27 protein-coding genes are annotated in these 25,202 nt (G+C 63.7%); 12 read left to right on the top strand and 15 right to left on the bottom strand.

Annotated elements, in window-relative coordinates; translation table 11 throughout:
* Positions 1-64: 64 nt before the first annotated feature.
* The gene (locus tag HUN39_RS07980; protein WP_210266886.1) at positions 65-1,105 is read right to left on the bottom strand and encodes a Fic family protein; all 1,041 of its coding nucleotides are present in this window, start codon (positions 1,103-1,105) and stop codon (positions 65-67) included.
* Between the two features lie 511 nt (positions 1,106-1,616).
* Here HUN39_RS07980 and HUN39_RS07985 point away from each other — a divergent pair.
* Positions 1,617-2,027 (top strand): DUF2852 domain-containing protein, encoded by a 411-nt coding sequence (locus HUN39_RS07985; protein ID WP_232365978.1) that lies wholly within the window; start codon positions 1,617-1,619, stop codon positions 2,025-2,027.
* A 117-nt stretch (positions 2,028-2,144) separates the two neighbouring features.
* On the opposite strand, the gene HUN39_RS07990 is transcribed toward HUN39_RS07985, so the two are convergent.
* Complete coding sequence (locus HUN39_RS07990) at positions 2,145-2,630, bottom strand: SH3 domain-containing protein (RefSeq protein ID WP_175093930.1); 486 nt, start codon at positions 2,628-2,630, stop codon at positions 2,145-2,147.
* A gap of 1,387 nt (positions 2,631-4,017) precedes the next feature.
* On the opposite strand from HUN39_RS07990, the gene HUN39_RS07995 reads away from it, so the two are divergent.
* Positions 4,018-4,977 carry an extensin-like domain-containing protein gene (locus HUN39_RS07995; RefSeq protein ID WP_175093931.1) on the top strand — a complete coding sequence of 320 codons (960 nt, stop codon included), beginning with the start codon at positions 4,018-4,020 and terminating at the stop codon, positions 4,975-4,977.
* Between the two features lie 22 nt (positions 4,978-4,999).
* On the opposite strand, the gene HUN39_RS08000 is transcribed toward HUN39_RS07995, so the two are convergent.
* Positions 5,000-5,410 (bottom strand): DUF6460 domain-containing protein, encoded by a 411-nt coding sequence (locus HUN39_RS08000; protein ID WP_175093932.1) that lies wholly within the window; start codon positions 5,408-5,410, stop codon positions 5,000-5,002.
* A gap of 36 nt (positions 5,411-5,446) precedes the next feature.
* Positions 5,447-5,881 (bottom strand): hypothetical protein, encoded by a 435-nt coding sequence (locus HUN39_RS08005; protein ID WP_175093933.1) that lies wholly within the window; start codon positions 5,879-5,881, stop codon positions 5,447-5,449.
* Positions 5,882-6,054: 173 nt separating this feature from the next.
* Between HUN39_RS08005 and HUN39_RS08010 the strand changes: the two genes are divergently transcribed.
* Positions 6,055-6,480: an Hsp20 family protein gene (locus tag HUN39_RS08010; protein WP_124739604.1), complete on the top strand. Its 426-nt coding sequence runs from the start codon at positions 6,055-6,057 to the stop codon at positions 6,478-6,480.
* 159 nt (positions 6,481-6,639) lie between these two features.
* Positions 6,640-7,950 (top strand): hemolysin family protein, encoded by a 1,311-nt coding sequence (locus tag HUN39_RS08015; RefSeq protein WP_175093934.1) that lies wholly within the window; start codon positions 6,640-6,642, stop codon positions 7,948-7,950.
* A gap of 68 nt (positions 7,951-8,018) precedes the next feature.
* Here HUN39_RS08015 and HUN39_RS08020 read toward each other — a convergent pair whose 3' ends face one another.
* The 7 genes from HUN39_RS08020 to HUN39_RS08050 form a co-directional block, all read right to left on the bottom strand.
* Positions 8,019-8,288: a BQ00720 family protein gene (locus tag HUN39_RS08020; protein ID WP_175093935.1), complete on the bottom strand. Its 270-nt coding sequence runs from the start codon at positions 8,286-8,288 to the stop codon at positions 8,019-8,021.
* A gap of 103 nt (positions 8,289-8,391) precedes the next feature.
* Positions 8,392-9,687, bottom strand: a complete 1,296-nt coding sequence (gene odhB, locus HUN39_RS08025) for a 2-oxoglutarate dehydrogenase complex dihydrolipoyllysine-residue succinyltransferase (RefSeq protein WP_175093936.1) — start codon at positions 9,685-9,687, stop codon at positions 8,392-8,394.
* 26 nt (positions 9,688-9,713) lie between these two features.
* Positions 9,714-12,701, bottom strand: coding sequence for a 2-oxoglutarate dehydrogenase E1 component (locus HUN39_RS08030; protein WP_175093937.1), 2,988 nt, complete (start codon positions 12,699-12,701; stop codon positions 9,714-9,716).
* A gap of 69 nt (positions 12,702-12,770) precedes the next feature.
* Positions 12,771-13,655 (bottom strand): succinate--CoA ligase subunit alpha, encoded by an 885-nt coding sequence (gene sucD, locus HUN39_RS08035; protein ID WP_175093938.1) that lies wholly within the window; start codon positions 13,653-13,655, stop codon positions 12,771-12,773.
* A 256-nt stretch (positions 13,656-13,911) separates the two neighbouring features.
* Positions 13,912-14,616 carry a 50S ribosomal protein L1 gene (gene rplA / locus HUN39_RS08040; protein WP_175093939.1) on the bottom strand — a complete coding sequence of 235 codons (705 nt, stop codon included), beginning with the start codon at positions 14,614-14,616 and terminating at the stop codon, positions 13,912-13,914.
* Positions 14,617-14,620: 4 nt separating this feature from the next.
* Positions 14,621-15,067: a 50S ribosomal protein L11 gene (gene rplK, locus HUN39_RS08045; RefSeq protein ID WP_123174332.1), complete on the bottom strand. Its 447-nt coding sequence runs from the start codon at positions 15,065-15,067 to the stop codon at positions 14,621-14,623.
* Between the two features lie 219 nt (positions 15,068-15,286).
* The gene (locus HUN39_RS08050; protein WP_232365979.1) at positions 15,287-15,634 is read right to left on the bottom strand and encodes a hypothetical protein; all 348 of its coding nucleotides are present in this window, start codon (positions 15,632-15,634) and stop codon (positions 15,287-15,289) included.
* Between the two features lie 99 nt (positions 15,635-15,733).
* Here HUN39_RS08050 and HUN39_RS08055 point away from each other — a divergent pair, with 99 nt between their 5' ends.
* Positions 15,734-15,994, top strand: a complete 261-nt coding sequence (locus tag HUN39_RS08055) for a hypothetical protein (protein WP_175093941.1) — start codon at positions 15,734-15,736, stop codon at positions 15,992-15,994.
* Positions 15,995-15,997: 3 nt separating this feature from the next.
* Here HUN39_RS08055 and nusG read toward each other — a convergent pair whose 3' ends face one another.
* From nusG to HUN39_RS08070, 3 genes are all read right to left on the bottom strand, one after another.
* Positions 15,998-16,528, bottom strand: a complete 531-nt coding sequence (gene nusG / locus HUN39_RS08060; protein ID WP_018406586.1) for a transcription termination/antitermination protein NusG — start codon at positions 16,526-16,528, stop codon at positions 15,998-16,000.
* Positions 16,529-16,552: 24 nt separating this feature from the next.
* A complete protein-coding gene (gene secE / locus HUN39_RS08065; protein ID WP_175093942.1) occupies positions 16,553-16,744 on the bottom strand; it encodes a preprotein translocase subunit SecE in 192 nt (63 codons plus the stop codon).
* Between the two features lie 187 nt (positions 16,745-16,931).
* Positions 16,932-18,131, bottom strand: a complete 1,200-nt coding sequence (locus tag HUN39_RS08070; protein ID WP_175093943.1) for a DUF2235 domain-containing protein — start codon at positions 18,129-18,131, stop codon at positions 16,932-16,934.
* A gap of 161 nt (positions 18,132-18,292) precedes the next feature.
* Here HUN39_RS08070 and HUN39_RS08075 point away from each other — a divergent pair, with 161 nt between their 5' ends.
* Genes HUN39_RS08075 through HUN39_RS08085 form a run of 3 tightly spaced genes read left to right on the top strand, consistent with a single transcriptional unit; the run spans position 18,293 to position 19,935 of the window.
* The gene (locus HUN39_RS08075; protein ID WP_175093944.1) at positions 18,293-18,634 is read left to right on the top strand and encodes a hypothetical protein; all 342 of its coding nucleotides are present in this window, start codon (positions 18,293-18,295) and stop codon (positions 18,632-18,634) included.
* A gap of 57 nt (positions 18,635-18,691) precedes the next feature.
* Positions 18,692-19,099: a cupredoxin domain-containing protein gene (locus tag HUN39_RS08080; protein ID WP_232365980.1), complete on the top strand. Its 408-nt coding sequence runs from the start codon at positions 18,692-18,694 to the stop codon at positions 19,097-19,099.
* 2 nt (positions 19,100-19,101) lie between these two features.
* Positions 19,102-19,935: an FTR1 family iron permease gene (locus HUN39_RS08085; protein ID WP_175093945.1), complete on the top strand. Its 834-nt coding sequence runs from the start codon at positions 19,102-19,104 to the stop codon at positions 19,933-19,935.
* Positions 19,936-19,973: 38 nt separating this feature from the next.
* Here HUN39_RS08085 and HUN39_RS08090 read toward each other — a convergent pair whose 3' ends face one another.
* Entirely contained in the window at positions 19,974-22,229 is a 2,256-nt protein-coding gene (locus tag HUN39_RS08090; protein ID WP_175093946.1) for a transglycosylase domain-containing protein, read from the bottom strand.
* Between the two features lie 163 nt (positions 22,230-22,392).
* On the opposite strand from HUN39_RS08090, the gene HUN39_RS08095 reads away from it, so the two are divergent.
* From HUN39_RS08095 to HUN39_RS19565, 4 genes are all read left to right on the top strand, one after another.
* The gene (locus HUN39_RS08095; RefSeq protein ID WP_332310735.1) at positions 22,393-22,644 is read left to right on the top strand and encodes a type II toxin-antitoxin system ParD family antitoxin; all 252 of its coding nucleotides are present in this window, start codon (positions 22,393-22,395) and stop codon (positions 22,642-22,644) included.
* Positions 22,637-22,807 carry a type II toxin-antitoxin system RelE/ParE family toxin gene (locus tag HUN39_RS19220; RefSeq protein ID WP_332310734.1) on the top strand — a complete coding sequence of 57 codons (171 nt, stop codon included), beginning with the start codon at positions 22,637-22,639 and terminating at the stop codon, positions 22,805-22,807. The genes HUN39_RS08095 and HUN39_RS19220 overlap by 8 nt, the downstream gene beginning before the upstream one ends.
* A 258-nt stretch (positions 22,808-23,065) precedes the next feature.
* Entirely contained in the window at positions 23,066-24,184 is a 1,119-nt protein-coding gene (gene dnaN / locus HUN39_RS08105) for a DNA polymerase III subunit beta (RefSeq protein ID WP_175094030.1), read from the top strand.
* Positions 24,185-24,243: 59 nt separating this feature from the next.
* Complete coding sequence (locus HUN39_RS19565; protein WP_175093948.1) at positions 24,244-25,095, top strand: OmpA family protein; 852 nt, start codon at positions 24,244-24,246, stop codon at positions 25,093-25,095.
* Positions 25,096-25,202: the final 107 nt, after the last annotated feature.

The raw sequence follows: 25,202 nt of genomic DNA on the forward strand, positions 1-25,202 counted from the left end.
AAAAGCAGTCGAGTTCGGCGCGCATCGCGCGCCGTCTCGGCTTTCTTTCAAGCGCTGAATCGCCTTATAGATTGGCGAACAGATTGATATAGGGCGAATAGCTGAAGACCCTATTTCTTGCTCGGCCTGTGATCTCAAACAATATCTGATTTTTGCAGAATTTTTCTACAAGAGAGTTCGCGTTCGGGAAACTCACTTGTAGAACCTCTTTTACGCTATTCACGCTGACTGTTGGATGCGAATACAGATATTCAAGAAGCTTATTTGCGTTCGCGGCCGTTCCTCCAAATTCGTTCATTATTATGTGTAGATGCTTTTCTCTCAGATCGACGATTTCGCGCGCCGTATCCGTAGCTTGTCGGCCGACGTCGGCCACCCCTCTCAGGAAAAACTTAAGCCAGCCCTCCCAATCGCCGGAGACTCGCGTTCTTTGCAGTTTCTCGTAATATTCGCTCCGATGTTGCTTGAAATAATGAGAGAGATAAAGGACGGGCTTCTGCAATATGTTTCGCTGGCAGAGAAAGAATGTGATCAACAGCCGACCAATGCGCCCATTGCCGTCAAGAAACGGATGGATGGTTTCGAATTGAGCGTGAGCCAGGCCGATCTTGATCAAGGGCGGAAGCTCGTCGCTCGCATGGAGAAATTTTTCCAATTCGCCCAATGCCGCCTCCGCCTCTTGATAAGGAGGAGGAATAAATGTCGCCGTTAAAAGCGTGCTGCCGGCCGGGCCGATCCAGTTTTGGCTGCGACGCAGTTCTCCCGGCTGGAGATTTCGTCCGCGGACGCCTTTGAGCAATTGCTGATGCAGCTCCTTGATCAATCTTATGGATAGGGGGATTTCTCGCAGTCTCGCCAGTCCGTAATTCATGCCGGCGACATAGTTCAAAACTTCGTCGACGTCGTTTGGCGCTTCGGAGTCGAATATCTTCGCCTCGGCTTTGAGAAGGTCGTTTAACGAGGCTTGCGTGCCTTCGATTTGGCTGGATAAAACCGCCTCCTTGCGCACATACATAAATACGAACAGTTCCGGGTTAGGCAAAGTTTGAATCGAGCCATCAAGCCGACCCAAGGCGCGATCGGCCTCGGACAGCAGCCATTGCATTTCGGAATCGATTTCCACGGGTGGGTCGGGCGGTAAAGGCGCCGGTATGAAAGCTCTGTAGCCGCTTGGCTGCAGCGCGTATTTTCCCGATCTATCGCTCAAATTTGTCACCCATTCTTGTTAAATGCATACTTTAATATGATTCGACAAAGGATCCTATATTATGCTGACGTATTAATATGGAGGTCTTTGGAACCCCATATACACGCCAGACGAATTTAAGCGCATGAGATCGCTGCATACTATGGCGGACGCTTAATAAGAACGGCTGGTCAAGCCCGAACGTCACGGACTTTTAGTCTGGCCTCTCTAAATCGCCCAGTTTCTCCCCTCATCCTCGGTCTTCGCGCCCTTTCCCCTTGCGCCAATGTTAATGCATATTACATTGCTGTCGGCCCCGCTTTGCGGCGGGCGGGCCGTTGACAAACTGGAGCCCATCATGAGCTGCCATCGTTATTCTCGAATGTCGTCATCCGGAGAGGGCGGCTCGCCCTGGGGACATTGCGGACGAATGTCCTGGAGGCCCTATGAGATCGCGGCGGTGATCCTTGGCTTTTTCATCTTTTGGCCGCTCGGCCTCGCCATTCTGGTCTGGAAGCTTTGGCAGCGCAGCCAGGGCTATGAAGGCGACTTCTTCGCCTTTGCCCAGGAGCAGGGCGCGCGGGTGAAGGAAGCCGTGAGCGGCGTCGCGAGAGAGGGATCGACCGCTTGGGGCGGCCCCTCTTTCATGCGTTCGACCGGCAATGTCGCCTTCGACGAATGGCGCGAAGGCGAACTCGCGCGTCTCGAGGAAGAGCGTCGCAAGGTCGCCGAAGCGGAGCGCGATTTCGCCGAGCATATCGACCAACTGCGCCGCGCGCGCGACCGCGATGAGTTCGAATCCTTTATGCGCGGCCGCAAAGGCGAGGATAAAGGCGCGTAAGGCCGGTTAAGGCTGCGCAAACGCCGACCTGAACAGAAGAGGCGCAAATCGGCGATGTCCGGTTTGCGCCTTTTTTCGGTGGCTGCGCGGCCGAATTTTCTCGCCTCGCGTGCGTTCTTAACGGGGAATGACGGACCGTTGGCGCGTCAAAAGACCCCCTCTGACGAATCCGGTCTTGCCATTGTAGGAGACGTGGCACCAGCCGCTGCCGAGTCCATGCGGGCAGCCAAGGACGTCGACCTTTTCGCCGCCGGGAATCGTCTCGATAACCCGTGAAAACATGCTCGCCCGCTTTTTCAGACTGGCGGCGTTGGTCGTCACGACCGGCGCGATGACGACCTCTGATCGCGAGGTCCCGAGCACAGGCGCATTCACCCATCCGGTCTTCGAACCATAGCGGACCTGGCACCAGCTGTGAGTCCACCCCTCGTTGCAGCTCAACACCTCTACATCGGCGCCGGCCGGGATCTGACCGATTTTTTTCCACGACATTCCTGGTCCGGCGCGCAGTTCGGCTGGACTTTGGGCGGGGGTCGCCTGGGCAATGTCCTGGACAAGAAAAGCGACGAGGCCGACCGTCGCTGCAATGAGCATGTTTCGCATGACTAAATCTCCCAAGTGAACGACAACGGACTTCTGTCTTCTCACGTTGCGCCGACATATCAGGCGAGCGGGTGGAGGGTTTTACTGAGATCGTTTAACGGGTCTTTCAGCAACGCTCCGACTCATTCGTTGTTCAGGAGACAAGAAAAAGCAAACCGCAGCGCTTGATGGTTTTTCAGTTGGGATAGACCTGAAGCTTTTCTAGAGGGGTTGCACAATATTTCCGAGATAGCAGGACGCAACCACGCCCACAGCCGCAGCGTGTGTCTGCAACCAGACTGAGCGGCTAAAAACGGATTTGAGCGCGCCACGTCTTGGCGAAAGACGAATTTAAGTTCCGACTCTACATGATCCGCTATGGAGGCGCCTCCGACCCATACGAAGCTAGGGTCGCCGCCAGCAAAGGGAAGCAAAAGGGGAGCGCGCAATTGGTTTAAGGAGCTGAACAAGGCGCAAATCGGCAATGTCCGATTTACGCCATGAGTGCGCCATGACGATGACGTGTTGCGCCTTTTCCGTTATATGGAGCGAACGTCCTTCGTCCCAGACGCTTGGACTGAGCGTCATGCCCGGGCATGTTCTCAATACTCAATTACGCTTGTGCCGAGGCGGGTCTTTCGAGCAACCTTCCTTGCCATATACGTCAACAGAAAGATCTTCAGCTTCAATGCGCCAGCCCACGCGTCCGTTCATAACGGCATATAAAGGTCGGTCTCCCAAATCTCGGATTTCGAATCCCTGGAAGATCAATGAGGCTGAAAATGCTGCTGGGAGCATATCTCTTCGGGACCCGGGCGCTGCGGCGGCCGTCGAGGTCGAACGTGACGCCACATATTTGGCGGCTTTAGACGCGGCGGACGCGGTTTTCGGCGGCAGAGCGGCTGAACGTTCCCAAATTCCGCCGGAGCCGAATGGCCCTCGGGGGCGCGTGCTGCCGAACCTGCTGGAAAACGACGTCATTAGCGATCCTCCGGCGAGAGTCGCATCAACTCGGACGCGTCGTGTGCGTCAGCCGGCCAAAGTTGCAGAGGCCGTTCCTGCGGAACCCAAAAAGGTGAAGCCGCAGCCAGCAGTGGCGACCCCGATTCTCACGGCACCGCGCGTGAAAGAACCGGAACCGGAAGTCATTCTCAAGACATCGTCGCGGGCGATCAGGACGATTCGAAGGAAATGGGTGTTGAAGACTGAACTCAAGGCCGGCGAAACATGGAAGCGGCGCTTGAGCAGATTTGCTCGCTGATCACGCCTCCCGCGCTACCGCCCTCATGCGCAGCGTATCCGTGCAGCTTGCGCGGGTGTGTGGATCGCCCGCAACAGTCCTCAAATATTTGAGCATTAACCACAATTCTCGACCCTGAATTAACGGCCCGGCGCCCATCCTCGCGGCATGGTCCGCCGCGCCCATCACTCGCTGCTTGTGCTGGCGCTCGTCGCGGCGACGCTTTCCGCGTGCTCGATCGGGCAGAAGCCGCAGCGGCCGGCCTGGCGCACGCAGGCTGAGAACGCCTGTCTCGCGGAAAGACGCGTCAACCCTTCCGAATTCATCGCGCTCGCGCCCGAAGTCGACGGTCCGGGCATTTGCGGCCTCACCAGGCCGTTCAAGGTGACGGCGCTGCAGGGCGGGGCGGTTTCCTTCAACGCGACCGCCACCCTCGACTGCTCGATGGTCGCCGAGCTCGACGCCTGGCTCGCCGACAGCGTCCAGCCCGCCGCGCAGGCGCGCTTCGGACAGCAGGTGGTCCAGATCAATTCGATGGGCTCTTACGCCTGCCGCGGCATGAACAATCAGCGCGGCGCGCAGCTTTCTGAACATTCCTTCGGCAATGCGCTGGACATCGGCGGCTTCGTGCTCGCCGACGGCCGCGAGATCACGCTCGTGCGCGACTGGCGCCGCGGCGACGAACAGACGCGCGCCTTCCTGATGGACGTGCATCGCGGCTCATGCGGGCATTTCTCGACGGTGCTGTCGCCGGGCTCCAACGCCTTCCACTACAACCATATTCACGTCGATCTGGCGCTGCACGGCCGCTCGGGACGCAGCATCTGCAAGCCCGAGCCGCAAGAGACGCTGCCGCCGCCCGAACCGTCGCCGCTGATCGCTCAGGGGCGGCGCGCGTCGCCTGCGCCGGACGACGAGACCGACAATGACACGACGGGCCAGCCGCCGCTCGCCGCCTTCGAGGGGCCTGGAGTTGGCGCGCGGGAGGGGTTTGGAGCCGTCGCTGGACCGGAGGCCTATGCGCCGCCTCCACCGTCGCCGCTGCCGCCGCGCCGCGACGGCATCGGCCAGCTCATCGACGACCCGGATCAGACGTCGAGCATCGGCCACCGGCGTCGAACCTTTTAGATCGCTGCAGGCCGGCCCTTCCTCAGCGCTTGGTCGCGCCCACATTGATGAGCCGCAGAACGAGCCACGCCGGCACGACGAAAATGGCGCCGGCGAGCACATAGCTGACAAGCTCCCGCACCGCGCCGAACCCCAGCTGATAGATGCGGTCGAAGAAAGCCTGGACGCCGCGAAAAATGTCGATCGGCCGCAGTTCCAGCCACATCAGCAGGGCGCCCACGACCAGCGAAATGACGAGCAACCGCGCGAAAGTGTTGAGCGGCGAGCCGCCGAGGAAGTTTTCAAGCGTATTGTTCGACGCCATCTGGTTAGTTTCCTGTGATATTTTGTCGGAACTCGGCAGGAGCAGCACGTCGCGCGGGGCCTCCGGCCGCTCAGGCCGGCGCGGCTTGTCGAGATGCGGCCAATTGGCGAAAGGTCCCTGATCAGCCATTGGGGCGCTCCTGCGGATGCATCTTCCCTCTGGCCCTCACAGAGCGCCTCCAGGCGACGTCTCTTCGCGGAAGAGGCGCATTATGCGGCGCAGAAAGCGCTCGGTAAAGGAGAGCGCGCGCTCGAATTCCTCTTCGCTCGGCGCCATGTTCGGTCTTGCCGTGGGCGGGACGGGCGCAGCCTCGGCGCGCGCTTTGAGCGCGGCGTTCTCCTTGCGCAGACGCTCGATCTCCGCCTCAAACGCGGCGCGCTCCTCGGCGCCGAGCCGACACGCCGTGACGCCGTCCTTCACCGAACAATAGGACAGGGCGCCGGTCTCTTTATTCAGCCGGACGTAGCCGCCCTCGGCGGGGGTCAGCGTGAAGCGTTCGCCGTCCGGCGCGATGATCGGCGGCGGCGTTTCGGCGACCGCCGGCGCTCCGAAAGACGCGGCAAGGACGATCGCGAGGAAGAGATGCTGTGCTTTGCCCATGGTCGCCGCTCTTAAGGGGAAGCTTGCTCGCACATGGGCGTTTGTCGTTCTCGCGTCAATGGCGGCCGCGCGCATCGGCCGCGCTTGAATGGCGCGGCCGGCTCGATCATATAGCTGTAGCCGGAGCGCTTCACGGGCTCTGGCCGAAGAGGCGCCAACAGGGCTTCAGAGACATGTCGCGTCCGCCGCTCAATTCGCCGTTTCTGCTCGGCTTCGATGAGATCGAACGGGCGCTCGACCGCGTCGCCCGCACCGCCTCCGACGGCTACCCGCCCTATAATATCGAGCGCATTCCGCGCGTCGAGAGCGCGCCGGAGCGGCTTCGGATCACCCTGGCCGTCGCGGGCTTCACCCGCGACCAGCTCGACGTCTCGCTCGAAGAAAATCAGCTCGTCATTCGCGGGCGCCAAACCGAGGATCGAGAGCGCCATTTCCTGCATCGCGGCATCGCCGCACGGCAGTTTCAGCGCGCCTTTCTCCTGGCCGAAGGGATGCAGGTGCTCGGCGCCGATCTCGTCAACGGGCTGCTCTCCATCGATCTGGCGCGGCCCGAGCCGGAGCGGGTCATCAAGAAGATCGAAATCGCGGCCCGCGACTGAGCGCTTCCCGATCACATGGTATCCTGTGATGTAGTTTTCAGACCGCTCGATTGCCCTCCTTTTCGGCAGGATCGACGCCCAGGGGACAAATGTCGTCGCCGTCACCGCTTGCCGACGCCATTTGCTTGAGAGCCTGCGCAGAAAGCCCTATCAGGTGTCATGTTCGAGCTAGCCGTCGCGCTTGTGTTGATAGTCATCAACGGGATTTTCTCGTTGTCCGAGCTCGCCATCGTCTCGTCGCGCAAAGTGCGGCTGAAGACTTTGGTCGCCGAAGGTCGCCGCGGCGCCGCCGCCGCCCTGGCGCTGGCGGAAGATCCGGGACGCTTCCTCTCCACCGTGCAGATCGGGATCACGCTCGTCGGAATCCTCGCGGGCGCCTTTTCCGGCGCCGCGCTTGGTCAGCGGCTTTCGCAAGAGTTGCGTGCGCTTGGCCTATCGGAACCTGCGGCGGATTGGATCGGCTATGGCGGCGTCATCGGCGTCATCACCTATCTTTCCGTCGTCATCGGCGAATTGCTGCCCAAGAACATCGCGCTGCGCCATGCGGAAGCCATCGCCTGCCGCATGGCGGCGCCGATGGCGTTGCTTTCCACTCTGGTCACGCCGGTGGTCTGGCTGCTCGATGAGTCGACGAAGCTCATCTTGCTGTTCATCGGCCAAGCCAACGAGCTTCAGTCCTCGGTCACCGACGAGGAAATCAAGACCTTCGTCGCCGAGGCGCATTCCGCGGGGGCGATCGAGGCCGACGAACAGCAGATGATCGCTGGCGTGCTGCGGCTGGGCGACCGCGCCGCGCGTGCGTTGATGACCCCGCGCACCGAGGTGGACTGGCTCAATCTCGGCGAGCCGGAGAACCTTCTGCGGGAGAAGCTCATCGAGACCTCCCATGCGCGCCTGCCCGTCAGCCGGGGCGATATGGACGACATGATCGGCGTCCTGCTGATCCGAGACCTGCTAGGGCCTGCCTTACGCGGCGAGCCGCTCGACCTTGAATCCCATGTCCGGTCTGCGCCGGTCGTGCCAGATTCGATCGACGCGCTCGACGCGCTGAATGTTTTGCGCGAAGCCGAGACGCCGATGGCGCTCGTGCACGACGAATATGGCCATTTCGAAGGCGTGGTGACGCCGGCGGATATTCTCGACGCCATCGCCGGCGCGTTCAGGTCCGACGAGGGGCACGAGGAGCCCGAGGCGCTTCAGCGCGAAGACGGCAGCTGGCTGCTCGCCGGCTGGATGCCGGTCGACGAAATGGCCGAGCTCCTGCACGTTGCGCTCCCCGAGAACAGGAGCTTTGAAACGGTGGCCGGCCTTGTCCTCGACGGGCTCATTCGGTTTCCGACTCTCGGCGAAACGGTGGAGAAGCTCGGATGGCGCTTCGAGGTCATCGACCTCGACGGACGCCGACTCGACAAGGTGCTCGCGTCCAAGCTCACCGCCGAGAGCCACACCGGCGCACAGCAGAGAAGCTAACGGATGAGTTGCGCTTAATTTGGGCCGGGCGGGCAGGCGCGCCGGCGGCGCGCCTCTGCGTGGGGCGGTTAGTGCAGGCTCACCATCTGGAGATGGTTTTCGCGGGCGTTGCCGATGCAGCCTTCTTCCGAATCCGCAAGCACGATCGGCGCGCCATCCGCGCCGAAAAGCGCAAAGATCGTCAGCCCTGGCGCAATCTGCGGCGCCTGCGGGTAAAGCCGGTTGACGTCTTCCGAGCGCATTGACCGCACATAAGCGATGAGGCCATCGCCAAGCTGCGCGAACTGCTCGGGCGTCAGCGGAGACTCTCTGGTTTCGGTGGCGGTTTTCATTTCCATCTCTACCTCCATGGCGGTCCTTTCGCCCCGCCGACGGCGCCCTTAGGCGGCGCGCCGTCTGAAATTAGATGTGTAGCCTTTGGAGATTTTGAAGGGGTCGCGGCTACAGGCCGAGCGCCAGCCGCGCAGGATCTTCGAGCAACTCTTTGACGCGCACCAGGAAAGTCACGGCCTCCTTCCCGTCGACGACACGGTGATCGTAAGACAGCGCCAGATACATCATCGGCCGCGCTTCGATCTTGCCGTCGACGACCACAGGGCGCTCCTGAATCTTGTGCATGCCGAGAATGCCCGATTGCGGCGCATTCAGGATCGGCGTGGACATGAGCGAACCATAGACGCCGCCATTCGAAATCGTGAAGGTGCCGCCCTGCAGATCGGCGATGTCGAGCGCGCCCTCGCGCGCCTTGCGGCCGAGTTCGGCGATGGTTTTTTCGATCTCGGCGAGCGACAGACGGTCGGCGTCGCGCACCACCGGCACGACGAGTCCCTTCTCCGTGCCGACGGCGACGCCGATGTGGCAGAAGCGCTTGTAGATGATGTCCGTCCCGTCGATCTCCGCATTGACGGCGGGGATCTCTTCCAGCGCCTGGCAACAGGCCTTCACGAAAAAGCCCATGAAGCCAAGCTTCACGCCGTGCCGCTTCTCAAACGCCTCCTTGTAGCGTTTGCGCAATTCGATGAGCGCCGACAGGTCGACTTCATTGAACGTGGTCAGCATGGCGGCGGTGTTTTGCGCTTCTTTCAGCCGGCGCGCGATCGTCTGACGCAAGCGCGTCATCTTCACCCGCTCTTCGCGGCGGGCGTCTTCCTGCGGAATCGGGACGCGGGGCGCGGGCGCCTCGATTCGCGCTTCCTGCGCCGGAAGCTCCTGGACGCGGCCTTCTTGCGCGGGCTGCGGCGCAGCCGCCTGACGCGCGGCGAATTGAACGACGTCCGATTTCAGCGCCTGGCCGCGCTTGCCGCTGCCCGGAACCTGAGCAATGTCGATCCCTTGCTCGACGGCGATCTTGGCGGCTGACGGCGCGGGCGGCATCTCGGTCGCGGCGGGCGCGGGCGCAGCCGGCGCCGGAGCCGATTTGGGCGCAGGCGCTGCGGGGGCTGGCGCCGGTTTAGGCGCGGGGCTTTTGCCGGCGGTCTGGCCGCTCTTCGCCGGCGCGACGGCGCCCTCGGCGATCTGTCCGAGCAGCGCGCCAGGAGCGACAGTTTCGCCCTCCTTGGCGACGATCTCGGCGAGCACGCCGGCGGCGGGGGCGTTGACTTCGAGCGTGACTTTGTCGGTTTCAAGCTCGGCGAGCGCCTCATCCGCGCGCACCGCGTCGCCCGCCTTTTTGAACCAGCGGCCGATCGTCGCTTCAGTCACCGATTCGCCTAAGGTCGGCACGCGTATTTCAGCCATCGGCTCTCTCTTCGCTCGCGTCGCGTCTACGGCGCGAACGCTTCCTCCAGGAACAATTTCAGCTGTGCGAGGTGCCGGGACATCGTGCCCGCCGCGGTCGAGGCCGAAGCGGGGCGTCCGACATAGCGGGCGCGCTTCGACTTGCCGCCAATCTGCGTCAGCACCCATTCGAGATAGGAGTCGACGAAGGACCAGGCGCCCATGTTCTTGGGCTCTTCCTGACACCACACGACGTCGGCGTTCTTGAAGCGCCCGAGCGCCGCGACAAGGCCTTTGAGCGGAAAAGGATAGAGCTGCTCGACCCGCAGCAGATACACGTCGTCGACGCCGCGCTTCTCGCGTTCATCCAGGAGATCGTAATAGACCTTGCCCGAACACAAAATGACGCGGCGAATCTTCTCGTCGGCCTGAAGAACGAAAGTCTCGTTCGGCGCCGTCTCGGCGTCGTCGAGGAGCAGTCGCTGAAAGCTCGAGGCCATGCCCATTTCGCCGAGCCGCGAGACGGCGCGCTTATGGCGCAGCAGCGATTTCGGCGTCATCAGCACCAGCGGCTTGCGGAAGCTTCTGTGCAGCTGACGGCGAAGGATGTGGAAGTAGTTCGCGGGCGTCGTGCAATTGGCCACCTGCATATTGTCTTCGGCGCACAGCTGCAGATAGCGCTCGAGCCGCGCGGAGGAATGTTCCGGACCCTGACCTTCGTAGCCATGCGGCAAGAGGCAGACGAGTCCCGACATGCGCAGCCACTTGCGCTCGGCCGATGAAATGAACTGGTCGAAGACCACCTGCGCGCCATTGGCGAAATCGCCGAATTGCGCCTCCCACAACACCAGCGCGTCCGGTTCGGCCAGCGAATAGCCATATTCGAAGCCGAGCACCGCCTCTTCAGAAAGCATCGAGTTGACGACTTCGTAGCGGCCCTGGCCTTCGGCGATGTGATTGAAGGGCAGATAACGCGCTTCGTTCTCCTGATCGATGAGCACGCTGTGACGCTGCGAAAAGGTGCCGCGCTCGCTGTCCTGCCCGGAGAGCCGCACATTGTAGCCTTCATAGAGCAGTGAACTGATCGCCAGCGCTTCGGCCGTGGCCCAGTCGATCGGCCCGCCATGTTCGATGGCCGCCTTCCGATTATCGAGAAAACGCTGGATCGTGCGGTGGGCGTGAAAATCGGGCGGCGTCGACGTGATCTCGGCGCCGATGTGCTGCAGCGTCTCGAGCGCCACGCCGGTCTGCCCGCGCCGCTCGTTCTCCGAGAGTTGCCAGCCGGATTTTTTTCCCGCCCAGCGGCCGTCGAGCCAATCCGCCTTGTTGGGCTTGTAGCTCTGGCCCGCTTCGAACTCTTCGTTGAGCCGCGTGCGCCAGTCTTCCTTCATGCGATCGACGTCGTCGCGAGTCGTCACGCCTTCCGCGATCAGACGGTCCGCATAGATATCGAGCGCCGTGCGGTGCGCCCGGATCTTCTTATACATCAGCGGCTGGGTGAATCCCGGCTCGTCGCCCTCATTATGGCCGAAGCGGCGATAGCACCACATGTCGATGACGACGGGCTTTTGGAACTGCTGACGGAATTCGGCGGCGACGCGCGCGGCGAAGACGACCGCCTCCGGGTCATCGCCGTTCACGTGAAGAATCGGCGCCTCGACCATCTTTGCGACGTCGGACGGGTAGGGCGAGGACCGCGAGTAGCGTGGGTAGGTGGTGAAGCCGATCTGATTGTTGATGATGAAGTGGATCGAGCCGCCGGTGCGATGCCCCTTCAATCCGGAAAGGCCGAAACATTCCGCGACGACGCCCTGGCCGGCGAAGGCCGCGTCGCCGTGGATGAGCAGCGGCATCACCGCGCGGCGGTCGCCGTCTGCGCAATGATATTGGTCCTGCTTGGCGCGCACTTTGCCGAGCACGACCGGATCGACGATCTCGAGATGCGACGGATTGGCGGTGAGCGAGAGATGCACCTTGTTGTCGTCGAACACGCGATCCGACGACGCGCCGAGGTGATATTTGACGTCGCCGGAGCCTTCGACTTCGTCGGGCAGGAAGGAGCCGCCCTTGAATTCGTGAAAGAGGGCGCGGTGGGGCTTGCCCATGACCTGCGAAAGCAAATTGAGACGGCCGCGGTGCGCCATGCCGAGCACGATCTGCTTCACGCCGAGCGCGCCGCCGCGCTTGATGATCTGCTCCAGCGCCGGGACAATGGACTCAGCGCCGTCGAGACCGAAACGCTTGGTGCCGGTGTATTTGACGTCGAGGAACTTCTCGAAACCTTCCGCCTCGACGAGCTTGTTCAGGATCGCGCGCTTGCCTTCCGGCGTGAAGACGATTTCCTTTTTCGGACCTTCGATGCGCGCCTGCAGCCAGGCCTTCTCCTCCGGATTGGAGATATGCATGAATTCGAAGCCGATCGTCCCGCAATAGGTGCGGCGCAGGATCGTCACCATTTCAAAGAGCGTGGCGTATCGCATCCCCAACACGCCATCGAGGAAGATTTTGCGCTCGTAGTCCTCGTCGGTGAACCCGTAGGTCTGCGGATTGAGTTCGCCGTGATCGTAGCGCTGCTCCAATCCGAGCGGATCGAGATTGGCGTGCAGATGGCCGCGCATGCGATAGGCGCGGATCATCATCAGGGCGCGGACGGAATCGCGCGTCGCCCGCAACACGTCCTCGCCGCCGGGCGTCGGCGCGGGGACGGCAACTGGCGATTTAACAGGCGTCGGCGCCTCGCCGATGATCGCGCTCACCCACTCGCCGTTTTGCGGCTGCGGCCAGTCGCGCCGCGCCCAGCTCGGGCCGTGGGCGGCGACCTGCTCCTGCGGTCGCAGGCCCATCTCAGCGAAGAAATTGCGCCAATCGGCGCTGACCGAGGAGGGATCAGCCTCATAGGCCGCAAGCAGGCTCTCGAGATAGCCGGCGTTCGCGCCTTGCAGAAAGGATGTCGACGCGAGAAAGTCATTTTGCGGCGAGCGCGCGCCCACCGGCGCGGCGGGTCCGGCGCCGCCATTGGTTTCAAAACGCGCCATCTCAATCTTTCCCAAAAGCGCCGGCGCTCAAGGCCGCCGACGACTTTCGAAGCGATGAGCGGGCCAGCGCTAGCCCTTCAGCGCTTCGACCAAGGTCTTTCCCAGCCTCGCAGGCGAGGGCGACACTTTGATGCCCGCCGACTCCATGGCCGCGATTTTACTTTCGGCGTCGCCTTTGCCGCCCGAGACGATCGCGCCGGCGTGGCCCATACGGCGGCCGGGAGGCGCGGTGCGGCCTGCGATGAACCCGACCACCGGCTTCTTGCGGCCGCGCTTCGCTTCGTCTTTCAAGAATTGGGCCGCGTCTTCCTCCGCCGCCCCGCCGATCTCGCCGATCATGATGATGGACTTAGTTGCCTCGTCTGCGAGAAACAACTCCAGCACTTCAATAAAATCCGTGCCTTTGACGGGATCGCCGCCGATGCCGACGGCTGTCGTCTGACCTAAGCCTTCGCGCGTCGTCTGGAACACGGCCTCATAAGTGAGCGTGCCGGAGCGCGACACGACGCCGACCGAGCCGGGCGAGAAAATATTGCCGGGCATGATGCCGATCTTGCTCTCGCCGGCGGTGACGACGCCGGGGCAGTTGGGGCCGATGAGGCGGGACTTCGAGCCGCAAAGCGCGCGCTTGACGCGGATCATGTCCTGAACGGGGACGCCCTCGGTGATGCAGACGATCAGCGGGATCTCCGCCTCGATCGCCTCGCAGATGGCGTCGGCGGCGCCCGGCGGGGGCACATAGACCACGGAGGCGTCGGCGCCGGTCTTTTCGCGCGCCTCGAGAACCGTGTCGAAGACCGGGAGATCGAGATGGATCGAGCCGCCTTTGCCGGGCGAGACGCCGCCGACCATTTTGGTGCCGTAGTCGAGGGCCTGGACGGAGTGGAAGGTGGCGGTTTTGCCGGTGAAGCCTTGAGTGATGACTTTGGTGTTCTTGTCGATCAGCACGGACATGAAGCGCAAATCCCGAAAGCAAGCGAAAACGGCGCGCGCGCCTTTGAATGAAGCGAAAAACCGGAGCCGCCGCCCGTCGTCGCCCGCGCGGAACCTATTGACAAAAGCTCAGCCGCACAAGGCGGCGAAAGCCCCTGCGACAGGGGGCCGCGACGCGTTCTCGCCGTCTGTTTTGGCGCGGCGAGTCTTTACGTTGGATGAACCAAAACAAAAAGCCGGCGGTCACCCGCCGGCTTTTTTGTCGAAAGGCCTCCGCTCAGTGCGGGGCTGCGCCCAGGCTCGACACGTCGACCTTCACGCCCGGCCCCTGGGTGGAGCTGAGCGCGACGCGCTGAATATAGGTGCCCTTGGCGCCCTGCGGCTTCGCCTTGGCCACGGCGTCGACGAAGGCCTTGATGTTCTCGACGAGCTTGCCGTCGTCGAAAGAGGCCTTGCCGACGGTGCCCTGAACGATGCCGGCCTTCTCGACGCGAAACTCGACCGCGCCGCCCTTTGAGGCCTTGACCGCGCCGGCGACGTCCATCGTCACCGTGCCGACCTTCGGGTTCGGCATCAGCCCGCGCGGGCCGAGCACCTTGCCGAGCCGGCCGACGAGCGGCATCATGTCCGGCGTCGCGATGCAGCGGTCGAAGTCGATCGTTCCGCCCTGCACCGTCGTCACGAGATCCTCGGCGCCGATGACGTCGGCGCCCGCCGCCTTGGCTTCGTCCGCCTTGGCGCCGCGCGCGAAGACCGCGACGCGCAGAACGCGGCCGGTGCCGTTCGGCAGATTGACGACGCCGCGCACCATCTGGTCGGCGTGTTTGGGGTCGACGCCGAGATTCATGGCGATCTCGACGGATTCGTCGAATTTCGCCTTGGCGCGCTCGCGCACCAGCTTCACGGCGTCGGTGATTGGATAGAGCTTGGTGCGTTCAATGCCCTCGCGGGACTTGGCAATGCGTTTTCCGATGTGCGCCATGGTCTTACTCCACCACCTCGAGGCCCATCGCGCGGGCGGAGCCGGCGATCATCGACATCGCGGATTCGATCGAGGCGCAGTTGAGATCGACGATCTTCTTTTCCGCGATGTCGCGGATCTGCGCCTGTGTGATCTTCCCGACGACGTTGCGGCCCGGCAATTTGGAGCCGGAGGCCGGCTTCTTGCCGATCTTGAGGCCCACCGCCTTCTTGAGGAAGAAGCTGACCGGCGGCTGCCTCATCTCGAAGGTGAAGGAGCGGTCCTGATAGGCGGTGATGACGACGGGGATCGGCGTCCCCTTCTCGATCTGTCCCGTCTTGGCGTTGAACGCCTTGCAGAACTCCATGATGTTGAGGCCGCGCTGGCCGAGCGCGGGTCCGATCGGCGGCGACGGATTGGCCGCGCCGGCCGGCACTTGCAGTTTGATATAGCCGGCGATTTTCTTCGCCATTTGCTTTCTCCAACGAAAGGCGCCCGCCGCGATTTTTCACGCGTCGGCGCCGGTTGCAGTTCGTGGTCCGGTCTGGAGCTCCCCGATGGCGTCAGGGCAGACCCGCCACGTATGGTTTTTCGTCTCCATTGGAGGAAACGAAAAAAGCCCTCGGCGAGAGGGCCTGCGACTTATACTGACGAGACTGGGAAAAGCAACTGATTGCTGCTGACGCGAGCCTCAATGCCCCTCGGGCGTGAGTCCTACATGCTGTTCGAGGCGGCGCAGGCGCTCTTTGAATTCGGTCAGCAGAACGCCGTGGCCGATGGCGGAGGAGTGATATTCCATCACCGAACGGCGCAGTCCGGAAATCTGATCGCTCAGGCGCTTCTCCTGCGCCATAAAGCGCTCATCGATGCGCTCTTCCAGATTGATCAGGTCGGAAGCGACATCCGCGCGCAGCGAATGGACCTCGGAGCGGACGTCAGCGACGTCGCTCTTCGTCGCCATCTCTTCGCGAAGGCTGTCCACCTTGCCGTCGATCTTGCGCAGCAGCGCCAGCGTGAAATTCTCGGGCTCGTCGCTCATCGCGGCTCCCATCGACTGCGGCAATCCGCCGACCCAACATAGCGCCGCATTGCGCCTTTGTCTCCGGCTTCCCACCTCCATCGAGGAAAGGAAGCCTGCATGTCAGATTACGCAAAGCGCCTCGCCTTCATGGCCGCCGGACTCGCGGCGATGATCTTCTCCAATTTATACATGGGAGAGACGCTGCTCGGCTGGGCTGGCCTGCTCGCTGGGATCGGCTTCTATTATTACGGATGGCGCGGCGTTTGCCCGGCGTGCCGAGCTCAGCGTTGCGCCGTGGCGCCCCCTGAGCGGAATGATGCGCCCGCGGACGGCGGCGCCAAGGGAGAAAGCGGGCCGGATAGATCGCCCGCGCGATAGGCCTTAAACCTTCTCGACCTGGGCGAACTCCAGCTCGACCGGCGTCGGCCGGCCGAAGATCGACACGGCGACCTTGAGGCGCGAACGCGCCTCGTCGATCTCCTCGACGAGGCCGTTGAAAGAGGCGAAAGGCCCGTCGGCGACGCGCACCGTCTCGCCCACCTCGAACATGATCGTCGGCTTTGGCCGCTCGACGCCATCGGCGACCTGGCCCTTGATGCGCAGGGCCTCTTCCTCGCTGATCGGCATCGGCTTGTTGTCGGCGCCGAGAAAGCCCGTGACCTTCGGCGTATTCTTGATGAGCGAGAACACCTGATCGGTCAGTTCGCATTTCACCAGCACATAGCCGGGGAAGAATTTGCGCTCGGCAGAGACCTTGCGTCCGCGCCGCACTTCCATGACCTGTTCGGTCGGGACCAGAATCTCTTCGAATTGGTCGGCGAGTCCGCGCTGCGCCGCGCCCTCGCGTATCGCCTCGGCGACCTTCTTTTCGAAGTTCGAATAGGCGTGAACGATATACCAGCGCATGCTCATAGCGGCGCGACTAGCTCCAATTGTCTATTGACCGACGCCCAGCATCAGCCCAACGCCGAAACGCAGCGCCGAATCGACGACGACGAAAAACAGGCTTGCGAATAGCACCATCAGAATGACGAGGCCGGTCGTGATGAGCGTCTCGCGCCGCGAAGGCCAGGTGACCTTGCCCGCTTCGGCGCGGACTCCCTGCAGGAATTGAAACGGATTGACCATTCGGCTACCGGGCTGTGCTGGGGCGTGCGATCCGCCCCTCTGACTCGCGTCGCGAATGACTCGCGCCGCAAAACGATCGCGGCGCGGGACCTGCCGGCCGCGCGCCACGAATTCCTGCGCTTATAACCTCTCGCCGCCACGCCGCCAAGCGGAAAAACGCTCGGTCGCGACGATCGAGCCGAAGGGGTCACGCGCTGACTCGGGCGAGCGACGCCAGCTCCGGCGGCAGCAGGTCCTGCTCTTCGGGCGTGATTGCGGCGATCTTTCCCGCGAGGTCGGGGCCAAGCCGCGCCATCGCCTCCCTCAGATTCGGAGGGTCGTAACGGGCGTTCGCCGCGCCATAGATGTTGCAGCTCCGGCCGAGCTTGGCGAGCACGCTCCAATGGACCTTTTCGTTGACCTGCTCCTCCGCGGGATCCCCGCCGGCGCTGACAAAACTATTCGCCGGCGCGCCGGCAGGAAACATCTCTCGCGCGCGCGGAAAATTCCTGTCGATGGGAAACTTCTCGGCCGAGTCTGGAATGTCGCCGTCGATGTTGGGCTTCAGCGCGCGCTTAATTGCGGCCGCGTCGAAGGAAAGTCCCGTCAGCGCCTGCGTGCGCGCGATCATCCAGATCAGCGCAATGTCGGAAAGCCCCGATTCCGGATAGCCGCCGCCGACGTTGCAATGAACGCCGGGAAACCAGTTCTGCTCGACGTTCGAGGGATGCGGCGCCCCCTTCTTCACCGTCCAGAAGGTCGGCGTAAACGGACGGCGGCGCTCGTCGACCCCGATTGCGTGCAGCGCGTGGTCGACATGCGCCCCGAGCTGCGTGTCCTCGAACCCGCCGAACACCATCAGCGTGACGTAGCGGCCGAGCGGGGCCAGTCCGCTAAACCCCGCGGGCACCCCATAGGAGCCGACGGTGTCGAACACGCCGAGCAGCTTGATGCGATTGTTCGCTTGAATGTCGGCGCCGTTCGGCGGCGCGCCCAACTGCGAGGCTTTTTTCGCGCTCTTGTTGGCGCGCGCGATGTCGAAGATGCTTTTGTCTCTGGTCTTTCGGATGCCACAGTCGCCGATCAGGCCGGCCAAGGCGCGGGCGGCATAGGCGCCGCGCGAAAACCCGTAGATATACAGCTCCTGATCGTCCCGATAATTGTCGACGACCCAATTGTAGGCGTCCTGGACGATGGTCCGCAGCCCGAGGCCGGCTGCGCCGCCGACGATCTTGAATCCTTCGGCGCCGACGCCCGAGAAGTAGCGGACGTTCTGCTCGACGCCGTCCGCGCCTTCCGGAGGGATGAGCTTTTCGGAGACTTTCTCGTCCCAGGACTTCTTGCAGATGCTGGTGAAATCGTGCGGCGTATTCCATGTGCCGTCGAGCAAGACAATGTTGCGAATCATTTTTCCTCCAACAGCTTAAGCAACTGCGGACAAAGGGCGTCAAGGCGCTTTGCGATGCTGACGCGGTTTGGCGGCCCCGGCAAGCGAAGAGGAAATATTTGCCCAGGAAGGGCGCTCGCCGTTATGAGAAGCCAAACTTCAGCCAAGCATTGGAGAAACGGATGCGCGCAGGTTTGCTATTCTTGGCCGCATGCGCCGCGGCTGGCCTCGCCAGCTGCAACGCCGCGCGCCAACCGCAGATCGTTCCTTCCGGACCAGCGGGCCCGCCGCCAGCGCGGATGGGCGAAGCGCCTCCGCCGGACGCCCCCGGGTGCGCCGGCGCCGTGGCGCGCTATCGCTCCGTCATCGACAATGATCTCGCGATGGGACACGTCAACAGGAGCGTCCACGCCCAGATCTCGAATGAGATCGGCGAGGCGGCGTCAGCCTGTTCCAACGGCCAGGACGGCCGCGCGCTGTCGCTGCTGCGCGCCTCGAAATCTCGGCATGGCTATCCAGGGTAAGGCGCGCGCCCCTGCGACATCAGCTTGGAAGCGCTCCAGACTAGATTGATTGACCTCATGTTTTGGCCTTCTTACTTTCGATATGGACGCGGCGGGACCGTCGGCGCCCAGCAAACTCGGGAGATGCGGTTTTTGAAGCGCGACCATTTTGTGGGGGTCCTCGTGGCCTCGGTCTTGGGCATTTCCGCCGCCGCTGCGGCTGAGAACGCCTTCACGCTCACGATCAAGGATCACCGCTTCGAACCGGCGGAACTTCGCGTTCCAGCCAATCAGCCGGCGACGCTGACCGTGAAGAATCTCGACGCCACGCCCGAAGAGTTTGAAAGCAAGAGCCTGCGGATCGAGAAAGTGATCCCCGGCAACAGCGAGGCGACCTTCACGCTTCGGCCGCTGAAAGCCGGCCGCTACAAATTCGTCGGCGAGTTCCACGAGGACGCCGCCAAGGGCGAGGTCATCGCGGAATAGCCATGCTCGGCGCGCTCATCATCGTCTTTCGCGAGGCCATCGAGGCCGGCCTCATCGTTGGCGTCGTTCTGGCCGTGACGCGCGGCGTCGCCGGGTCGCGCGGCTTCGTCGCCGCCGGCGTCGGAATCGGCGCGCTCGGCGCAATCGTCGTCGCCGCCTTCGCCGATCGACTCTCGCAAGCCTTCGCCGGCAGCGGCCAGGAACTCTTTAACGCCGCCATCCTCGCGGTCGCGGTCGTCATGCTCGTCTGGCACAATATCTGGATGGCGCAGCATGGGCGCGAGCTGGCGCAGAACCTTTCCGATGTCGGGCGGGCGGTCGCGCGCGGCGACGAGACGCTCTTCGCGCTGACCGCCGTCGTGGGACTCGCCGTGCTGCGCGAAGGCGCCGAGGTGGCGCTGTTTCTTTACGGCATTCTGGCCTCGGGCGAATCCGGCTGGGACGTCTTCGCCGGGGGACTCGCCGGACTGGCGCTCGGCGCCGTGACCAGCGTCGCGACATTCTATGGGCTCGTCGCCATCCCGCCGCGCCGCCTGTTCGCCGTAACGACATGGCTCATCACGCTGCTCGCCGCCGGCCTTGCGGCGCAATGCGTCGCTTTTCTGCAGCAGGCGGGCTTCGTGACGGCGCTCTCCGACACCGCCTGGGACACGTCATGGATGTTGTCGGATAAGAGCATCGTCGGCCGGGTGCTGCATACGTTGATCGGCTACGCCGACCAGCCTTCCGCCATGCAGGTCGCGGTTTATCTCGCGACGCTCGTCGCGATCGTCGCGGCCACCAAATTTTTCGCCGCGCGGCCGCCCTCGACGACGGTGCGCGCCCCCGCGGAATAGCGTCCGGCCGGTCGCGGTCGCGGCAATCGACCGCTGTCTCAGCCGCCGCCGAAGAGGTTCTCGAAAATGCTTCTTTCCGGCGCGCCGCGCCTCTGCCGCGGCCGTTCGATCGAGCCGACCGTCGGGATGTCTTCCGGCGGCAGAAGATCGTCGATTGCGCGCGGCGGCGACCTGGGCGGAGCGTCGCGCGGCGCGGGCGACGCCGGCTGCGCCTGCGCGACAGGCGATTGCTCGGGCGGGTTGGCGGGGATTGGCGCGGGCGGGCGCGGCGCCGGCGCCGTTCTGGCGGATTGCGGCCGGGGCGTGGGCCTCGACTCCCCGGTGAACAAGCCGATGAGGTCATCCATCGGCTTGGCGATCTCCTCGGGGAGCGCAATGTTCTCCGACCGCCAGGCGCCCGAGGGCAGTCCGGCGACCGGCTGGCCCTTCAAGGCGACGCTCATGAAGCGGCTCCAGATTTCGACCGGCAGATTGCCCCCGGAAGCTTTTTTCGTCGGCGAGTTGTCGTCATTGCCGAGCCAGACGCCGGCGACCAGCCGGCCCGTGTAGCCGACGAACCAGGCGTCGCGGAAATCCTGGCTCGTTCCGGTTTTGCCGGCGGCGTCCCATCCCGGAAGCTCGGCCTTGCGGGCGGTGCCGGTGAGCAGCGTCTCCCGCATCATGTCGTTCATCATCGCCACATATTGCGGCGCGATCACGCGGCCGAGCGACGCGTTCTTGCGCTGATAGAGCGTCTTGCCGGCGGCGGTCTTCACCTTGAGAATGACATGCGGCTGGACGCCGATCCCGCCATTGGCGAAAGGCGTATAGGCGGCGACGAGCTCCAGCGGCGTCACCTCCGACGTGCCCAGCGCGATCGACGCGTTCGCCTGCAGGTCGGACTGGACGCCGAGGCGATGCGCGGTCTTGGCCACGGCCCTGGGTCCGACTTCGAGGCCCACGCGCACGGCGACGGTGTTGAGCGACAGCGACAGCGCCTTGGCGAGGGTGACGGGTCCGAGATACTGATGACTGTAGTTTTCGGGCCGCCAGCCTTTGACGTCGAGCGGACCATCCTCGCGCACGGACTCTGGGGTGAGCCCCTGTTCGAGCCCCGTCAGATAGACAAAGGGTTTGAAGGCGGAGCCTGGCTGGCGTTTCGCGGAGACCGCGCGATTGAACTGGCTGGCCGAATAGTCGCGTCCGCCGACGAGCGCCCGAATCGCGCCGGTGGGATCGAGGGCGACGAGCGCGCCCTGGGCGACGCCGAATTTGGCGCCTTTCTCGTCGAGCTCCTGCTTGAGCGCGCCTTCCGCCGCCATCTCCATGCGAGCGTCGATGGTCGTCGTGACGACGATGTCCTGGTCGATCGCGCCGATCGTGTCATCGAGCATGTCCATGACATAGTCGGCGGCGTAATTGATCGACCCGCCGCCGATGTCCTGGCGGGCGCGCGCCGGATGCGAAAGCGCCGCCTTCGCCATCGCCTCGGTGATGTGGCCCTCCTGCGCCATGGCGGCGATCACCTGCGCCGCGCGCTCGGCCGCTCCCTCCGGATTGCGATCCGGCGCAAGCTTGCTCGGCGCCTTCATCAGCCCGGCGAGGACGGCGGCTTCAGACAAAGTGATGGTTTTCGCGCCATGGCCGAAGTAGCGCTCGGCCGCGGCTTCGACGCCATAGGCGCCGGAGCCGAAATAGACGCGGTTGAGATAGAGTTCGAGGATCTGGTCCTTGGAATATTTGTGCTCAAGCCAGAGCGCGAGAATCGCCTCCTGGATCTTGCGCGAGATGGTTCGCTCCTGGGTCAGGAACAGATTTTTGGCGAGCTGCTGCGTCAGGGTCGAGCCGCCTTGCATGCCGCCGCGCCCCGTGACGTTGCGGACGATGGCGCGGCCGATGCCGATCGGATCGACCCCCCAATGCGAATAGAAGCGGCGATCCTCGATGGCGATGAAGGCCTTCGGGACATAGGGCGGGAGGTCCGCGAGCCGGACCGCCGCGCCGCCGGTGTCGCCGCGGTTGGCGAGGAGCTCGCCGTTCATGTCGAGGATCGCGATATTGGGCGGGCGCTTGGGCACCGAGAGCTGGTCGATCGGCGGCAGTCGCGCGCCGTAATAGACGGCGAGGCCGCCCCCGGCGATGGCCCCCCAGAGCGCCAGCGTGAAGCTCCAATAGATGAGCGCGCCAAAGAGCGAGCGCGAGCGCCGCGTTTTTTTGCGCGCGCGCGGGCGGGGCGGCGGACGGCGCTCGGCGCGCAATTCGCCGTCTTCGTCGTCGTCGAACCGCGGTTCGCGACGCTTATTGCTGCGCGCCATCGGATACTCGCCTGTCGCCGCCGCACGGCCTGAAATGCCTGTTGAAGCGTAACGAAGGCCGTTTAAGGGCGGGTTAAAGAGAGAGCGGAGCTTTATCTCGTGAGATCTCGTGAAAATTTAACAACATCCGATAATCTGATGGAGAGGATAATCCATGCGAACCATGACGATCTCGCTTTCGCAGCAGCAGGCGAGCCGAATTAAAAAGGCGGTCGACACAGGCGCATACGCCTCGAACAGCGAGGTCTTGCGCGACGCGCTTCGCCTATGGGAGCAGCGCGAGGATTTGCGCGCGCTTGAATTAGCGCGCCTGAAGAAGGCTTACGACGCGGGCCTTGCCAGCGGCGATGCCCGCGAGATAGGCGCGGAGGATCTGCTGAAGGAGTTCCGGAAAAAAGCCTCGGCGCGTGGCTAAACTCACGCTGACGCCTCGCGCGGAAGCGGACCTTTTCGAAATTTGGGCGACGATCGCCATGGACAATGCCGCCGCGGCGGACAAGCTTTTTCGCCGCATAATGAAAAAGGCGCATCTCGCCGCCGAAAATCCGCGCATGGGTGCGCCGCGACCGGAAACTTAGTCCAACTGCACGGATTCTGGTCGAAGGCCGCTACCTGATCATTTACGAGCCTCCGCCGGATGGCGCCAAGCTGATCGCGATCGTTCACGGCATGCGCGACCCGGCTGCTTGGCTGAGCTGAGAGCCGACACTTATGCACAATCGCGGCCCCGATCATCGCCCCGCCCTTGCGCTCCGCGTCCTGCCGCGCCAAAGTCTCCGCCCCGACGCGGCGACCTGCCGCGCCGCAAGAATAATATGCGGACGGATTTCCCGGCGATGAAGGTCACCATCGAGAGAGCGGCGCTGTTGCGGGCGCTCGGCCATGTTCACCGCGTGGTGGAGCGACGCACGACCATTCCGATCCTGGCGAATGTGCTGCTGTCCGCCGCGGACGGCGCGCTGACGCTCAAGGCCACCGATCTCGATCTGGAAATTACCGAGAAGACCCCGGCGGAGGTCTCCCAACCCGGCGCGACGACGCTGCCGGCGCATACGCTCTACGACATCGTGCGCAAACTGCCGGAGGGCGCGCAGGTTTCTCTGGAGGCGACGGGCGACGCGGGGCAGCTGACGCTGCGCTCCGGACGTTCGCGGTTCAACCTCTCGAGTCTTCCCGAGAGCGACTTTCCCGACGTCACCTCCGGCGACTTCAGCCATAAGTTCGCGCTCGCGCCGGCGGATCTCAAGCGGCTGATCGAAAAGACCCAGTTCGCGATTTCTTCCGAAGAGACGCGCTATTACCTCAACGGCATCTATCTCCATACGCTCGACGTCGAGGGCCGGCCGATGCTCCGGGCCGTCGCGACCGACGGCCATCGTCTGGCGCGGCTGGAGCTTCCGGCGCCTGAAGGCAGCGCGGGCATGCCGGGCGTCATCCTGCCGCGCAAGGCCGTCACCGAAGTGCAGCGTCTCATCGAGGACGCGCAAGGTGAGGTTTCAGTCGAGCTTTCGATCAATAAGATGCGCTTCACCTTCGGCGACGCGCTGCTGACGACGAAACTGATCGACGGCACGTTCCCCGATTACGGGCGCGTCATTCCCGCCGGCAACGACAAGCGGCTCACCGTCGAGCGCGACGTCTTCGCCAAGGCGGTCGATCGCGTTTCGACGATCTCCTCGGAACGCGGACGCGCCGTCAAGCTCTCGCTCTCCGACAGCAAGCTCGTGCTGTCTGTCACCAATCCAGACCAGGGCTCGGCGGTTGAGGAGCTCGAAGCCGACTATGACGGGCCGCCGCTTGATATCGGCTTCAACGCCCGCTACCTCTTGGACATCACCCAGCAGCTCGACAGCGACACGGCGCTCTTCAAGCTCGCCGACCCCGGCTCGCCGACGCTGGTTCAGGACCGCGACGGCGCGACGGCTCTCTACGTCTTGATGCCGATGCGCGTTTAAGTCTCGGAACGACGCCTTTAAGTCTTGGAGAGACGCCTCCAGCCCGGTAGGGTCGGCGCGTGCTTGTTGAATTTTCTCGCCTCTGGCCATGGCTTCTCGCCTGTTTCGCCATCGGCGCCGCCGCCGGGGCATTGACTCGGCGCGCGCCTGAAAATGGCCTCGTCGCGCGCTGGCTGGTGTGGACCGCGCTCGCTTTCGGCGTCGGCGTGCTCCTTGTCCGGCTCGGCGCGCTCGACGCCGCCGCGCCTCTGGTCGAGGGCGCGCTCGCGGCCTATGCCGTCTTGATTATCGGCGCCGCCCTCGGCGCGTTGGCGCGGCGCCGGTCGATCTGGGCGCATGAGGGCTGGGCCGTAGGGCTGGTCGCCGCCTCGCTCCTTTGGGTCGGAGCGGTCGTGATCGGCCAGTCCGACGGCGAAGAGGGTCGCCGCTTTGCCGCGCCGACAAAAAGCGCGGGCGCCGACATGCCGCCCGCGACGTCGCCGCCTGCCGACGAAACACCGACCGCCGGCGCGACCATATCGCCCGTACACGTGCAAGGGCCAAGCGCGCCAGCCGCAGTTGTATCCGGCGGCATGACGCTCGCCGATTGCAAAGCGGCGCTTGAACAATCGTCGACTCCGGGCGAACTCGCCTTTGCCAAAGGCAGCGCGCGGCTGACGTCTTCGTCGGCGCGCGTGCTCGACAAGACGGCGGCGGTCATTCGCCGGTGCCCGGCATACGCGACGATCGAGGTTCGGGGGCATGTTCGCGGTTCCGCCGCCAAAACGGCCAATGACGCGCTGGCGCAGAGGCGCGCGGAGGCGGCGACGGGCTATCTCGAGGGTCAGGGCGTCGGCGGACGCCGCCTCGTCGCATCCCGCGGCGAACCGGATCAGGCGGAAAACCGCGCCCTCACTTTTGAGGTTCGATGATCGTGCCTAGGCGCCTCAACTTCAGGAGCCGACCTGGCGCGGTAGCGCCAAATTCCAATTCTACCTAAAACAGCCGCTTCTGAGGCATGTCCTTCTGAGACATGCCC

The organism is Methylocystis silviterrae, assembly GCF_013350005.1.
Lineage (GTDB): Bacteria > Pseudomonadota > Alphaproteobacteria > Rhizobiales > Beijerinckiaceae > Methylocystis > Methylocystis silviterrae.

What these genes read in the sequence shown, in the direction of transcription:
- HUN39_RS07980 (WP_210266886.1), bottom strand. Translation starts at nt 1,105, where the DNA reads ATGCAATGGCTGCTGTCCGAGGCCGATCGCGCCTTGGGTCGGCTTGAT.
- HUN39_RS07985 (WP_232365978.1), top strand. Translation starts at nt 1,617, where the DNA reads ATGTCCTGGAGGCCCTATGAGATCGCGGCGGTGATCCTTGGCTTTTTC.
- HUN39_RS07990 (WP_175093930.1), bottom strand. Translation starts at nt 2,630, where the DNA reads ATGCGAAACATGCTCATTGCAGCGACGGTCGGCCTCGTCGCTTTTCTT.
- HUN39_RS07995 (WP_175093931.1), top strand. Translation starts at nt 4,018, where the DNA reads ATGGTCCGCCGCGCCCATCACTCGCTGCTTGTGCTGGCGCTCGTCGCG.
- HUN39_RS08000 (WP_175093932.1), bottom strand. Translation starts at nt 5,410, where the DNA reads ATGGCTGATCAGGGACCTTTCGCCAATTGGCCGCATCTCGACAAGCCG.
- HUN39_RS08005 (WP_175093933.1), bottom strand. Translation starts at nt 5,881, where the DNA reads ATGGGCAAAGCACAGCATCTCTTCCTCGCGATCGTCCTTGCCGCGTCT.
- HUN39_RS08010 (WP_124739604.1), top strand. Translation starts at nt 6,055, where the DNA reads ATGTCGCGTCCGCCGCTCAATTCGCCGTTTCTGCTCGGCTTCGATGAG.
- HUN39_RS08015 (WP_175093934.1), top strand. Translation starts at nt 6,640, where the DNA reads ATGTTCGAGCTAGCCGTCGCGCTTGTGTTGATAGTCATCAACGGGATT.
- HUN39_RS08020 (WP_175093935.1), bottom strand. Translation starts at nt 8,288, where the DNA reads ATGGAAATGAAAACCGCCACCGAAACCAGAGAGTCTCCGCTGACGCCC.
- odhB (WP_175093936.1), bottom strand. Translation starts at nt 9,687, where the DNA reads ATGGCTGAAATACGCGTGCCGACCTTAGGCGAATCGGTGACTGAAGCG.
- HUN39_RS08030 (WP_175093937.1), bottom strand. Translation starts at nt 12,701, where the DNA reads ATGGCGCGTTTTGAAACCAATGGCGGCGCCGGACCCGCCGCGCCGGTG.
- sucD (WP_175093938.1), bottom strand. Translation starts at nt 13,655, where the DNA reads ATGTCCGTGCTGATCGACAAGAACACCAAAGTCATCACTCAAGGCTTC.
- rplA (WP_175093939.1), bottom strand. Translation starts at nt 14,616, where the DNA reads ATGGCGCACATCGGAAAACGCATTGCCAAGTCCCGCGAGGGCATTGAA.
- rplK (WP_123174332.1), bottom strand. Translation starts at nt 15,067, where the DNA reads ATGGCGAAGAAAATCGCCGGCTATATCAAACTGCAAGTGCCGGCCGGC.
- HUN39_RS08050 (WP_232365979.1), bottom strand. Translation starts at nt 15,634, where the DNA reads ATGAGCGACGAGCCCGAGAATTTCACGCTGGCGCTGCTGCGCAAGATC.
- HUN39_RS08055 (WP_175093941.1), top strand. Translation starts at nt 15,734, where the DNA reads ATGTCAGATTACGCAAAGCGCCTCGCCTTCATGGCCGCCGGACTCGCG.
- nusG (WP_018406586.1), bottom strand. Translation starts at nt 16,528, where the DNA reads ATGAGCATGCGCTGGTATATCGTTCACGCCTATTCGAACTTCGAAAAG.
- secE (WP_175093942.1), bottom strand. Translation starts at nt 16,744, where the DNA reads ATGGTCAATCCGTTTCAATTCCTGCAGGGAGTCCGCGCCGAAGCGGGC.
- HUN39_RS08070 (WP_175093943.1), bottom strand. Translation starts at nt 18,131, where the DNA reads ATGATTCGCAACATTGTCTTGCTCGACGGCACATGGAATACGCCGCAC.
- HUN39_RS08075 (WP_175093944.1), top strand. Translation starts at nt 18,293, where the DNA reads ATGCGCGCAGGTTTGCTATTCTTGGCCGCATGCGCCGCGGCTGGCCTC.
- HUN39_RS08080 (WP_232365980.1), top strand. Translation starts at nt 18,692, where the DNA reads ATGTTTTGGCCTTCTTACTTTCGATATGGACGCGGCGGGACCGTCGGC.
- HUN39_RS08085 (WP_175093945.1), top strand. Translation starts at nt 19,102, where the DNA reads ATGCTCGGCGCGCTCATCATCGTCTTTCGCGAGGCCATCGAGGCCGGC.
- HUN39_RS08090 (WP_175093946.1), bottom strand. Translation starts at nt 22,229, where the DNA reads ATGGCGCGCAGCAATAAGCGTCGCGAACCGCGGTTCGACGACGACGAA.
- HUN39_RS08095 (WP_332310735.1), top strand. Translation starts at nt 22,393, where the DNA reads ATGACGATCTCGCTTTCGCAGCAGCAGGCGAGCCGAATTAAAAAGGCG.
- dnaN (WP_175094030.1), top strand. Translation starts at nt 23,066, where the DNA reads ATGAAGGTCACCATCGAGAGAGCGGCGCTGTTGCGGGCGCTCGGCCAT.